12 protein-coding genes are annotated in these 12,646 nt (G+C 56.8%); 6 read left to right on the top strand and 6 right to left on the bottom strand.

What is annotated here, in order from left to right; all coding sequences use genetic code 11:
• Positions 1 to 36: 36 nt before the first annotated feature.
• Positions 37 to 1,413 carry a CCA tRNA nucleotidyltransferase gene (locus KP626_RS06745; protein ID WP_395976050.1) on the bottom strand — a complete coding sequence of 459 codons (1,377 nt, stop codon included), beginning with the start codon at positions 1,411 to 1,413 and terminating at the stop codon, positions 37 to 39.
• Positions 1,414 to 1,463: 50 nt separating this feature from the next.
• Positions 1,464 to 2,330, bottom strand: a complete 867-nt coding sequence (locus KP626_RS06740) for a diacylglycerol/lipid kinase family protein (RefSeq protein WP_395976048.1) — start codon at positions 2,328 to 2,330, stop codon at positions 1,464 to 1,466.
• A gap of 222 nt (positions 2,331 to 2,552) precedes the next feature.
• On the opposite strand from KP626_RS06740, the gene KP626_RS06735 reads away from it, so the two are divergent.
• The 6 genes from KP626_RS06735 (at position 2,553) to KP626_RS06710 (ending at position 9,134) form a co-directional block, all read left to right on the top strand.
• On the top strand, positions 2,553 to 3,962 hold the full coding sequence (locus KP626_RS06735; RefSeq protein WP_395976046.1) for an O-antigen ligase family protein: 1,410 nt from the start codon (positions 2,553 to 2,555) through the stop codon (positions 3,960 to 3,962).
• Positions 3,959 to 4,966 carry a glycosyltransferase family 2 protein gene (locus KP626_RS06730; RefSeq protein WP_395976044.1) on the top strand — a complete coding sequence of 336 codons (1,008 nt, stop codon included), beginning with the start codon at positions 3,959 to 3,961 and terminating at the stop codon, positions 4,964 to 4,966. The genes KP626_RS06735 and KP626_RS06730 overlap by 4 nt, the downstream gene beginning before the upstream one ends.
• 1 nt (position 4,967) lies before the next feature.
• Positions 4,968 to 6,386, top strand: coding sequence for a lipopolysaccharide biosynthesis protein (locus tag KP626_RS06725; RefSeq protein WP_395976042.1), 1,419 nt, complete (start codon positions 4,968 to 4,970; stop codon positions 6,384 to 6,386).
• Positions 6,387 to 6,396: 10 nt separating this feature from the next.
• Complete coding sequence (locus KP626_RS06720) at positions 6,397 to 7,206, top strand: phosphorylcholine transferase LicD (RefSeq protein ID WP_395976040.1); 810 nt, start codon at positions 6,397 to 6,399, stop codon at positions 7,204 to 7,206.
• Between the two features lie 76 nt (positions 7,207 to 7,282).
• A complete protein-coding gene (locus KP626_RS06715) occupies positions 7,283 to 8,416 on the top strand; it encodes a hypothetical protein (RefSeq protein ID WP_395976038.1) in 1,134 nt (377 codons plus the stop codon).
• Positions 8,417 to 8,432: 16 nt separating this feature from the next.
• Complete coding sequence (locus KP626_RS06710) at positions 8,433 to 9,134, top strand: hypothetical protein (RefSeq protein ID WP_395976036.1); 702 nt, start codon at positions 8,433 to 8,435, stop codon at positions 9,132 to 9,134.
• 228 nt (positions 9,135 to 9,362) lie between these two features.
• Here the strand turns inward: KP626_RS06710 and KP626_RS06705 are convergent, their stop codons facing one another.
• The 4 genes from KP626_RS06705 to KP626_RS06690 form a co-directional block, all read right to left on the bottom strand.
• Positions 9,363 to 10,208: a ParB/RepB/Spo0J family partition protein gene (locus KP626_RS06705; RefSeq protein WP_395976034.1), complete on the bottom strand. Its 846-nt coding sequence runs from the start codon at positions 10,206 to 10,208 to the stop codon at positions 9,363 to 9,365.
• On the bottom strand, positions 10,209 to 10,982 hold the full coding sequence (locus KP626_RS06700) for a ParA family protein (RefSeq protein WP_395976032.1): 774 nt from the start codon (positions 10,980 to 10,982) through the stop codon (positions 10,209 to 10,211).
• Between the two features lie 161 nt (positions 10,983 to 11,143).
• A complete protein-coding gene (locus tag KP626_RS06695; protein WP_395976030.1) occupies positions 11,144 to 11,398 on the bottom strand; it encodes a hypothetical protein in 255 nt (84 codons plus the stop codon).
• Positions 11,399 to 11,745: 347 nt separating this feature from the next.
• On the bottom strand, positions 11,746 to 12,594 hold the full coding sequence (locus KP626_RS06690; RefSeq protein WP_395976028.1) for a ParB/RepB/Spo0J family partition protein: 849 nt from the start codon (positions 12,592 to 12,594) through the stop codon (positions 11,746 to 11,748).
• Positions 12,595 to 12,646: the final 52 nt, after the last annotated feature.

The raw sequence follows: 12,646 nt of genomic DNA, 5'->3' as shown, positions 1-12,646 counted from the left end.
GCTTTTCGCGTTCCTCGCTCCCAAGGCGCCGGACGTCTAGGAAAGCCCCTTATAGATGCCTTTAGCCTCCCGGATCAATACCTCCCGCCGGTTTAGGCGGGGATTCACCGCCACCCGGTCAAATAGCAGCGCCTTGATGCGCCCCACCGCCGGACCGGGGGGAATTCCCGCCGCCTCCATGATCTCCCGTCCCGTGATGGCCAGGCCCGCCATGGAGTCCACCGCCCCCTCCGCCTCCATGGCGGCTAGGATCTCCCGCCACTTCTTGGCGGTATACAGGGATCCACCCATGCCGCTGCCCACCACATCCGCCTCTCGGAGAAGGATGAGTTCCCGGACAAAGTCGAATCCCCATCCTGCAAAACGCTTCCGACAGGTGCTTTCCCTGGCGGATCCGTCCAGGTCAAACATGTGCCGGCCTACCAGAAGGGCCACATGGTCCACCGTCCGGTTATCCAGGCGAAGGCGCGCCAGCATCCGGCGGCAGAGAGCCTCCCCCGCCAGATCATGGCCGTGCATCTTCCCCCCTGTAAGATAGAAGCACCGGGGTTTGGCCACGTCATGGAGCAATCCCGCCAGCCGAAGGGCCGGGACGGGCGGCGTGGCGGCGCACACCATAAGGTTGTGCTGAAGCACCCCGTACCTGTGGTACCGCCCGGGCTGCTCCATGCCCCTGCCCTCCATGAGCTGGGGCAGCAGATCGTAAAACGCCCCCAGATCCTCCAGCATCAGGAGACCCCGAAGATGTCCCGGCGCGGCAAACTCCTTTTCCAAGCCGGGATACCGGACGTCAGACAGCAAAATCTTCAGCAGCTCGTCCCGCTTCCGCTCCATGGCCACGTCCCCCAGATTGCCCACCATGGCTTTTGCAGCTCCATAGAGGGCGGGATCCACGGAGAATCCCAGCTGGCAGGCAAAGCGTACCATCCGCAGAATACGGGCCCCATCGTCCCCCAGGGTCTCCATGGGCGCCCGGCAGGACCGAAGCCGCCGCGCGTTAAGATCGGCCAGGCCCCCCAGGGGATCGGCCACCTCTCCCGTCAAAACATCGGCGTAAAGGGCGTTAACGGTAAAATCCCGCCGCAAGGCGTCCTCCTCCATCCGATGGGTAAAGATCACCTGCTGGGGCCGGTGTCCCCCGCCCGGGCCGTAGCTTTCCCGGCGGAACGGGGTATATTCCAGGGCCAGCTCCCCCACAGCGATATCCACGGTACCCATCTCGGTATCCCGGATGGAAGCCTTTCCGCCTGCGGAGCGGGCCAGATCCACCGCCTGTTGGGAGGATGCGGCGCCGGTCACATCCAGATCGTCATAGGGCAGGCCCAAAAGGGCGTTGCGAACCGAGCCCCCCACAAAATACAAGGGGCTTTCCGCCCGGGTAAAGGCCCGAGCCAAGGGCGCTAATTCCATCATTGGCGGGATACGGCCTGCCTGTTCCATTGTCCTTTCCTTTCCAAAATCGGTTACCGGGGCACCGAGAGCCAAAGGGCCCCCGGTAGAACCCGGGCGGTAAAGGCCCTCTTTGCAAAGACCTCCCCATCGGCGCTCATGGGCGTTTCCTCCGCAAAGGAAAAGGAGACCTCCTTACAGCGCAGAAATTCCACATAGGGATGTCCCACATGGCCCCCGCGGATGAGCTTGGGCAGCACCGGTAGAATCTGACGGCGTTTTAAGTCGCGGACCAGCATCACATCCAGGTACCCGTCCACAGGGCTGGCAGGGGGAAAGGCGTGGATGCCGCCGCCAAAGTAGGCTCCGTTGGCCACGTTGATCATAACCCCCAGGCCGCGCCGCTCCTCTCCGCCGTCCAAGCGGCACCGGTAGCCGATGGGCCGAAGCCCCGCCAGCGCCCGAAAAAGCCCGTACAGGTAGGCGGCCATGCCCCCAAGAACGCTTCGCTTGGCGTAAAGGGTGGTGTTGCTATCGATCCCCGCCCCCAGATAGTTGACCACGGCGTATCCGTCCAGATCGATGAGATCCATGGCAAGGGGGCGGCCCAGCACCGCCGCCTCGGCGGCCCGGTCCAGCTCATGCGGCACCCCCACCGACCGGATCAAATCGTTTCCAGTGCCGCAGGGCATGATGCCCAATAGAGTGCGGGAGCCCCAAAGCCCCTGTGCGGCGTCCCGAAGGGTTCCGTCCCCGCCCAGGACCACCACCCGCTGGGCGCCGGCCTGGGCCAGCTCATGGCACCGCCGGGTGATCTCCCCAGGATCTGCCGCCTCCCGTATGGCATGGGGGATGCCCCTCTTCTTACACAGCCACTCCACCGCCTCTTTGGCCCGCCGCACCTGTCCCCCCGCGCAGGGATTGATCAGCACTTCTAGCATACTTGCCCTCTCGTCCCATCCAAATTGTTTCTACAATGGTACCAAAAATTCGCGCAAAATAACAGGGAGGAGGCCAATCTTTTCCCTCGCCAGCGCCTTCCCCGTTCCTTGACACGCATTTTGGCCGATGATAAAGTTAAGGTAAACTTTATCCACAGCGGATATAATACGTGTTAGAATGATGCGTAACCCGTATTCCATCCATACCATGAGGTACCATTGATGACGGTGCAATCCGAATCCTATGGGAACGGCAAGCCCCGGCTGGTTCAGCGGCTGGGCATCGTGCCCTTTTTGTGTTATCTAACGGCGGTGGCCATGCTGCACGCCCTCTATTACTGCCCGGAACAGGTGCTGACCCTATGCAACCTTCTTGCATATGCCTGGGGCGGCCTTTTGGGCGTGGCCCTTTTGATCCAGGAGCGGCCCTACCGGCCCACCCATCGCGCCTTCCCCCTGTTCGTCCTGGTGATGGGCTTTCTTTTGGCCTATCTTATGACGGTGCTGGTAAACCCCCAGAAGGTAGAGAACCTCAAAGGCCTTGCCTCCATGGGCATCCAGCTGGTGGTGGTTTTCTTCTACCTATCCACCCTAGACCGGAAGCAAAGCAAGCGGCTTCTGACCCTTCTCTTTGCCCTTGTAGTGGCCATGACCTTTCTGGCTTCCGCCATCTCCCTTACGCTATATGTCATCGACCGCATCCCGCCGGTAATGGAAAACCGCTTCGCCGGTATCTATATCAACCCCAACACTACGGTGGTAGGGCTTCTTTCCCTCTTTCTATCGGTGTATTTTTTCATGGCCGGCCGCCGCTGGCTGCGCTGGTTCCATGGGCTCAATATCCTGGTTCAGCTGCTGGTTACTACCTGTTCCGCTTCCCGGGCCATTACAGGTCTATTGGCGCTGTTCATCCTTTTGCTCTCCCTGTTTGCCCTCTTCCATTGGTTGAAGCGGGGAAAAAAGCAGCAAGCGGTTCTAATGGCTCTGGCTGTTTGTATCGGAGGCTTTCTCTCCATGGCGCTGGCCCAATGGACGGTACCCCATCTACAGATCCACGCTCTGGGTTCTCCAATAAATGAAACCGCCGTAGCCTCGCTTGCAGCGCCGGATGCGCCACCCCGTCCCAGCTTTACCGTGATACATCGCCCGGAGGAGGAGCAAGCCGGCTCTTCTCAAGTCCGGTTTAACATGATCAAGGCCGGATTCCAAACCTTTTTGCGCCATCCGGTATTGGGTGTCGGCGTACGCAACCTGCCTGCCGTCGTGCAGGCGGAAAACCCCGAATATGCCCTTACCGGCATTATAAACGGCGGCCTGCACAACACCTATCTCCAGCTTTTAGTGGCAAATGGCGCTTTGGGTTTTTTCTTGATGCTGGCCCTAGCCGTCTATTGCCTAAAGACCATTTTGTCTTGGAATGCCAAGAAATCCTTGGCCATCTGGTTTTTTGTGATCTACTCCCTTTGCATCTGCGCCCATGGCATGTTTGAGGTATCCTTCCTGTTCTCCAATTCCCTTACCGCCCTAACCTTCTGGACAGGCCTGGGCTTCCTTATGAGTCAAAGCACCGGTTCAAGCGATTATCCCCAGCTGTTGCACAGCGTTCCCCAACGGGAGGAGGACGCGGCATGAGCCCCCGGTTTTCCATCATCGTCCCCATCTACCGGGTGGAGGCCTTTCTTTCGGATACCATACAAAGCGTCACGGGGCAGACCCATGGGGATTGGGAGCTTCTTCTGGTGGACGACGGCTCCCCAGACGGCTGTCCCGCGCTCTGTGACCGGGCCGCGGAAAAGGATGCCCGCATCCACGTGATCCACCAAAAAAACGCCGGGGTATCCGCCGCCCGCAATACTGGGCTTCGCCAGGCCACGGGAGACTATATTCTGTTCCTGGATGGGGACGATCAACTGGCTCCTCATGCCCTTGAATCCTTGAAAAAAACCCTTGAAAGCGAATCGGTCGACGTGGTTCTTTTTCAATACGCCACCTTCTCTTCAAATAATCCTACGCCCTATCCAGTTCGCTATTCCCTGGCAAGCGCGCCATTTCACCAGGGTACGGAAGCCTTTTTAACCTACCTTTTTCGAACCTATCCCGATTATGGTTGGGGCGTGTTCCGCCAATGCTGTCGGCGGGAATTCCTGCTAACGCACCAGCTGTTTTTCCGGGAGGATCTGGCCATGAACGAGGATGGCTATTGGTTTTTTTCCTTGTTTCAAGAAGCAGCGCGCTTTTGCTGGCTGGATGCGGTTCTATACCACTACCGCATCGGAAATGCCAATTCCGCTGTGGGCAGGGCTCCTACTCTGAAAAGCTACTTTGGAGATTGGACTACCTATTCCCATTGGTATAACTGGTTTCAATCCCATTACCATGGAGAAGGGCGTTCCATTCTAGCGGGGCGGATGGCACGGGGCTATGTCAACAGCGCCAGCACCATCTACGCCCTTCCCCGGGAGGACCGGGAGGCCGCCATGTCTCTGTTCTGCCAGCATCTGGACATCCTGCCCCATTCCCCCCGGAAAAGCCATCGGATCCTGTACGGCGTCTACCGGCTATGGGGCGTGCGCGCCTATCTGTGGACCTGCCACCGGGCCCTTCGGATCAAACAGCGCTTAAAAAGGAGGGGATAGCGTGCAGGAAGCCAAACGGGTGGCAAAATCCACCGTCATCTATCTCTTTGGCAGCGTTGCCACCAAGCTGATCTCCTTTCTGCTGCTGCCCGTCCATACCCAGTATATCGCCCCGGCGGAGCTGGGCTATTACGATCTGGCCACCACCTATATCCTTTTGATCAGCTCGGTGCTGTTTCTGGACATCTGGTCCGGGATCATGCGGTTTATGTTCAACCACCAGAAGCTGGAGGACCGGTATTCGGTGATATATAGCGGCCTGGTGCTTTTCTTCAGCTCTACCGCTCTTTACGCCCTGCTGTTCTTCGGCATCACCCTGTTTTTCCCCGTGCAGTATAAGGTCTATGTCTTTCTATACGGCCTGATCATCTGCGTTCAAAACCTTTACAGCTATGTATCCCGCGCCCTGGGCTATAACGTCCTGTTCGCCGCATCAGGGGCACTGTCCACCCTCATCAACGTGGGGCTGAACCTACTGCTGCTAACGGTGTTTCATTGGGACTACCGAGCCTTATATCTTTCCTATATCTCTGGAATCCTGGTCCAGTGCCTTCTATTGGAGGGAAAGGTGCATCTTCTGACCCGATTCCGCCGGGGGATGATCCAATCCTCCCTGGTCAAGCAGCTCTTTCGGTTTTCCCTGCCCCTATCGGTAAACTCGGTTTGCTACTGGCTGCTGACAGGATACAACAAAGTGGTGATCTCGAGCATGGGCACCGAGTTCAACGGCTATTTTGCCGTAGCCACCAAGTTCTCTCTGGTGCTGAACCTTCTCTCCTCCTGCTTCTCCATGGCCTGGCAGGAGCTGGCTTTTGGCAAATCCGGCCAGGATGCCGGAACCGCCCAATTCTATTCCAAAGCCACCAACCTCTACGTCAAGTTTTTGTTTTGCGGCGCCCTGGGTCTGATCCCCCTTGTAAACTTGGCTTTTCCATATTTAGTGGATCCCCAGTATCAAAGTGCCCTTTCCATCGTGCCCATCTATATCCTGGCCACGGTGGCGGGTATCCTTTCCACCTTTCTCAACAGCATCCTGACGGCCTATTTGAAAACCACCTCCATCTTCTACTGCACCCTGTTTGCCTGCCTCACCAACGTGGCGACGGTGCACCTGCTCATTGGCCCCCTGGGCGTTCAGGCGGCCTGTATCTCCCTGCTGCTGGGCTATCTGGTGGGAGACGGCATCGGCATCTATGCCATCAAAAAACAAATTCCCTTCCAGTTTGATACCAAATGTTTTTTGTACATGGTTCCCCTGCTGGTGGGATTTATCTTTGTATATAACCGCTATGGGGCCATAGCCAATCTTTTCATGACACTTCTTGCTTTGGGCATCGCAGCCCTGCTATTCCGAAAGTATTTGGCTCAAATAGGGCGGATCTTCAGGCGAGTAAGATCATCCCGTAAGACGAACAAATAAGGAGTATACCATGGGCGCACAGATTACCTCTCTGGAGCTTCGTAGAATTCAGCTGGACCTGCTGATCGCATTTGATAAGTTCTGTGCGGCCAATGATCTTCACTATTCTTTGGACTATGGCACTTTACTGGGTGCAGTACGGCACCAAGGGTTTATTCCCTGGGATGATGATATCGATATTTCTATGCCTCGGCCGGACTATGACCGTTTTCTATCCCTGACTAAAAATGGGCTTGGCATCTATGAAGTTCGATCTGGAGAATATACTCCGGGCTATTTTTATCCAATCGCTAAGATGATCGACCCTCGTACTATCCTCGTCGAGCATACCATTGGCGATGCGCATATTATGGGGGTATATCTGGATATCTTTCCGCTGGATGGCCTCATAGAGGACTCCAGCAAATGGGAGCAGATTTACCAGTCGGTACACCGGTATTACCGTATCTTGCCTCATACTGTATCAAGCGTAACCAAGGGTAGCAGCGGACTTCATACCGTAGCTAAAACGCTACTTTATCCTATCCTTCATTCCATTGGGCCACATCGATATCTTCACAAAATCAATTCCCTAGCCAAACTCGCTCCCTACGAAACAGCCCATTCTATTGGCAGTGTCTGTTGGGACTGGAATTTTCATCGAGAACCCATTTCAAAGGAGATCTTTCTCCCCCGTACCACTTTGCTGTTTGAGGGCCACCCCTTCCAAGCCACAGCAGGATACCATATTCGTTTAACCAACCTATATGGAGACTATCGCACCCCTCCGCCCGTTGAATCGCAGCAGCCCTCCCACTCCTTTACCGCTTCCTGGCGCTGATCCCGCAATTGGCTTATTGTTTCCCCCAGCGCCCTGTGCTAAAATAATATGAATACTGATTCCTCGGAGGTATGACATGTTCTCACCCCAAAGACAGTCCAACGGACGCCGCCGGCATCGGCCCAGCGCGCGCCGCACCCAGGTTCAGCCCTGGATGCTCTGGACGGCCGTCATTCTAGCCGTGGCGGCGCTGGCGTTGGGGATATACCTGATTTTTCTGCGCCCCTACCATGTGGACAAGAACCTGACCCAGCTGGGCTTTGGCCCCGACGCCAACTGGACCACCACGTCAGATACCCTTTACTACACCCAGGGATCCCAGCTATACGCCTCCAACTTCCGCAACCAGGAGAAGTGGAACACCACCACCTCCACCGATGGCATGCGGGTGTCGGCGTCCAGCAAGCAGGTGGCGGTGTATTCCGACACCCAGGTTCAGTGTTATGACGCCTCCAGCAACCTCAAGTACGCCAAGGAGTTTGTGGGCGCCATTCAGTCGGTGCGCTGCGGCGATACCTACCTAGCGGTTCACGTGAAGGAAAGCTCCGGCCTCTACCGCCTCGTGGTGCTGGATGCCGCCGGAAACGACCACAACATCTCTCTGGAGGGGAAGTATGTGGTGGACTACGGCTATTATCAGGGGGATAACCTCTATCTGCACACCCTGGACGGCCTTTCCGTGACCCCTTCCGCCATGATCGAGACTATGGACGGTTCCCTGAATTCCACTGGAAAGATCTCCATCCAGGGGCAGCTGCTGCAGAACATCGTGTTCTTCCCAGACCATCTCTACGCCGTGGGCACCAACCACCTTTATGATATCGGCTATGTGGGGGATCAGCGGGACAGCAAGCTGATCTACGGCTGGAACTACTTCGGCTATGTACAGCCAAAAAACGGGGAGCCTATGTTCGCTTTTGTTCCGGGCGGCGCCTTTTCCGGCTCGGAGAACATCACCACCGTGCGGCTCTGTTCCCTAAGCGGCAGCGACGTCTATATTCAGATGAAAGCCAATACCCGGTTTGTTTTCATGGGCAATGGCAAGCTGTTCACCATCGCGGAGAGTGTTCTCACGTCCTATGACCTTACGGGGAAGGAAACGGGCAGCTATCAGCTTCCCTTCGCCCCCCAGAAGATTCATTCCGTGGGCAGCGGTAGCCATATCGGCCTGTCCACCGCAGATGCCGTCTATCTGCTAAAACTGCCTTGATTGCAAGGAGGCGACCATGAACTTAATCGATCTATTCGTGATCCTGGTCTTTGTATTCTGTATTGTATTCGCCATGTACCGTGGCTTCCTCAACTCGATGATGAAGGCGGGGGCGTCCCTGGTCTCCATGATTGCTGCGTTCATTCTGCATCCGGTGCTGTCCTGGATCTTAGGCGGCCAGGGAATGATCAACGGCTTGATCAACTATACCGAGGGAGCAAAGAAGCTGGCGGATGCCTCCATGTCCTCGGTTCCCGTATCGGGCATGACCCATGAGGCCCTGGCCAATCTGGTGGACACCTCCACCCTGATGACCCCTTTTAACCGGCTGGTAAAGGGCAATCTCATGGGAGAATCCTTTGCGGGCCGCGGATTGACCACCGTCGGGCAGTATTTTGATCACACCGTTGCAGAGGCGTCCCTCAACATCCTCTGCTTTCTGATTCTGTTCCTGATCATTCGGATCACCCTTGGGGTGCTGATCAACATCATGGACTACCAAACGCCCTTCCCGGTGCTGATCCGCAACGATACCCTGTTCGCCGCTCTGTCGGGATTTGCCCAGGCGTTTATCCTGTGCTATGTGATCTTCTTCATCACGCCGGTGGTATTGAGCGTGTTCAATATGACCGCCATCGTGGACTATTTCAACGGTTCCTTCTTCGGGTCGTTCTTCTATAAGACCAATCTCTTCTTCCTGCTCATCGGCGGCCGTTAGCGGGTTGCGTGTCATTGGCGCGTTCATTCTTGCAACACCGATCTGGATTTTCCTCAAGATGTAAACGACAAAGGGAGCGGCCAACAGCTGCTCCCTTTTTATGCGCCTTTTTATGCATTCCCATCCCTAGCCGCCCTCGTTTTCTCCGCAAATTCTGCCGTATGCGCCGGCGGCCCTTTGCGCATATGAAAAGACCCATACTCCTGTATGGGTCTTTTCATATCTTTTCTATCCCTGCAGCAGCTCGTACAGCCGCTCCAGGTCCTCGGCATTGTAGTATTCGATGACGATCTTCCCTCGCCGTTCGCTGCCATTGATCTGCACCTTGGTTCCCAGGCTCCGGGTCATCTCCAGCTCGGCGTTCCGCAGAAACAAATCCTTCTCCTTGGGAGCCCGAGCCGGCGCTTCCAGCCCAAAGAGGGGCGCCAACCGCTCTGCCTCCCGAACGGACAGTCCACGATCCATGATCTCCCGAGCAAAGGGAATCATCAGCTCGGGCGAAACCGATAGCACCGCCCTGGCATGTCCGGCGGTGAGCTGGCCACGATCCATCATCTCCAGCACCTCCTGAGGCAGGGTCAACAACCGCAGGGCGTTGGCCACGGCTGGGCGGCTCTTGCCGATGCGCCGGGAAAGCTGCTCCTGGGTCATGGAGAACTCATCCATGATCTTCTTCATGGCTACCGCCTCCTCCACCGGCGACAGATCCTCCCGCTGCAGGTTCTCGATGAGGGATACCTCCATCAGCTCCCGCTCCCCCAGATCCCGGACCACGGCGGGAACCTCCTGGAGCCCCGCCATCCGAGCGGCCCGCAGCCGCCGTTCCCCGGCGATGAGGGTATAGCGCCCATCTCCGCCCCGGCTCACCACCAGGGGCTGAACCACCCCATGGACGGAGATGCTGGCGGATAGCTCCCGGAGCATCTCCTCGTCAAAGGTTTTCCTAGGCTGGTAGGGGTTGGGATCCAGGCTCCCTACCGGGATGTTGATGTAATCCTCCTCCCGGGGTTCCGCCACGGCGGCGTCGGCCAGCAGGGCGGAAAGCCCTTTGCCCAATCGAATCTCTTTCGCCATCTATTCGTTTCCTCCATTCGCGTCGATGACCTCCTGCGCAAGGGCCAGGTACGCCTTGGCGCCGCTGCAGTTGGGGTCGTATAGGGTGATGGGCAGGCCAAAGCTGGGGGCCTCCCCCAGCCGCACGTTGCGGGGGATCATGGTTTCATACACCCGGTTGTTGAAGAAGCGCTTCACCTCGCCCACCACCTGCTGGGATAGGTTGGTGCGGGGATCATACATGGTAAGAACCACCCCCTCCATGGAAAGGCTGGGGTTCAACCGCTTGCCCACGATATTCACGGTATTGATGAGCTGGCTCAAGCCTTCCAGCGCATAGAACTCGCACTGGATGGGCACCAGTACCTTATCGGACGCTGTCAAGGCGTTGAGGGTCAAAAGTCCCAGGGACGGCGGGCAGTCGATGAGGATGAAGTCATATTCCTCCCGCACCCCCTTTAGGGCCTCCTTCAGGATGTGTTCCCGGGCGATCATGGATGTCATCTCGATCTCCGCGCCCACCAGATTGATGTTGCTGGGCAGCAAGGATAGGTTCTCCACGCAGGTGGGCAGGATGGCCTCATGAGGATCGGTCTGGCCGATAAGCACCTCATAGATGGAATCCTGTACCTCGCTCTTCTCCACGCCCAGGCCGCTGGTGGTATTCCCCTGGGGATCGATGTCGATGGTCAGCACCTTCTTCCCCAGCGCCGCCAGACAGGCGCTCAGGTTGACGTTGGTGGTGGTTTTCCCCACCCCGCCCTTTTGATTTGCAATGGCGATAATCTTGCCCAAATTACCATCCTCCCAACGGATTCACTCCACGTTTCATTATAACGGCAGGGAGGGGGAAGGGCAAGAGCGTTGTTTCACGTGAAACAACCGCCGGGCGTTTTTTTGTTTCACGGCGTTTCACAGCCACTTTTTCATCTCCGCCCCTCCTTTCAAAGGTTCGCTCACTCTTTTCCATCCTTGGATGGCACTTTTTCTGCCAATTCGTTTCCCTTTCCCCATTTCTGCCTTCCCAGGCGCTTTTTAATTATCAACCTTTTATGACTTCTTCTTTGAAGGAATCCTACCCCTTTCTCTCCCATGGTGCCGTCAGCTTCCGTTTCATATTGCATGGGGGCATCTGTTTTCCCAGAACTCCATTCCCTCTCTGCGCCTTTGGATTTTTTCCAGAAGGGATGGCCTCTTCTATGGGTTTCCAACGATGCTCCTTCCGTTTAACGCCCTGGGGTCCAATCCATTCCTTTTTCGGTCAATCCCTGGCTGATACCCTGGGTATTGCGGCCAAATTAGGCCAAAATGGGCCCATTATGGATAATTAAGATGGGGAAACGCTCCTGCTCCCAGGGGACATTTTACCCCTTTTTTACGAATGGCTGGTTCACCTTTGCCCCCTTTCTCTGTTTCACGTGAAACACTCCAGCCTCCTTTCATCCCCGCGCCCCAGAGAAAAAGACCCCGGGATATTCCCCGAGGTCCCAAATTCTGCTGCAACCACCCCATCGGCTGCGCCCCGCTTTCTCCCCGCCGTGGACCAGGAAAACGCATCCTATCCCACCGAGCGAATCTTGGTCTGCACCTTGTTTACCTTGATGCTGATCTCAAAAAACTCTCCCTTGTCCTTCATCTTATAGCTGGACTCAAACCCGCAGCTGTTGAACTGCTCCATGAGCTGCTGCAGGCTGTTGACCACCAGCCTGCCGTCCCGCAGAATACCCACCCGGCGGGATTGCCGCTGCTGCTTGGGCTGAGGATCCTCCTCCTCATAGAGCCTGTCCAAAATCTTTTCCACCGCATCCTCGGTCTCTTTGACGGACAGCCCCTCGTTGCGGATCCGCTGGATCAGCTCCAGCTGGGTCCCTTCATCCCGGATGCGTAAAAGGGTCCGGGCGTGGCGCTCGGTCAGCCGCCCCTCATTGATGGCCGACCGAACCCGGGGGGATAGGCGAAGGATCCGCAGCTTATTGGCCACGGTGGATTGATTCTTCCCGATGCGCCTAGCCAGCTCCTCCTGGGTAAGGCCGTGCTCCAACAGTAGGTTCTTATAGGCCTCCGCCTCATCAAAGAAGTGGAGGTTCTCCCGCTGGAGGTTCTCGATAAGGGCGATGACCGCGCTCTCCTGCTCTCCGGCGGTATACACGATGGCGTTGATATGGGTAAACCCCGCCCGTTTGCTGGCCCGCAAACGGCGTTCCCCCGCAATAAGCTCATAGCCGCCCTCCCGGGTCCGCCGTACCGAGATGGGCTGAATCAACCCGTAGCGCAGGATGCTGCGGGCCAGCTCATCGATGGAGGCAGCCGAGAAGCTCCGCCGGGGCTGGTAGGGGTTGGGCGTGATCAGATCGATGGGTATGGGCTCCACCACTTTTATGCCGCTGGTTTCCTCTTTTCGAATCATTGGTGCAGTTCCCCCTTCATTAGTATCTGAAGGGTAAGTTCGCCACAACATA

The sequence above is a fragment of the Christensenella sp. MSJ-20 genome, from assembly GCF_044357945.1.
In the GTDB taxonomy this organism is placed as follows: Bacteria; Bacillota; Clostridia; order Christensenellales; family QAND01; genus QAND01.
This window is presented reverse-complemented; position numbering and strand designations above follow the sequence as displayed.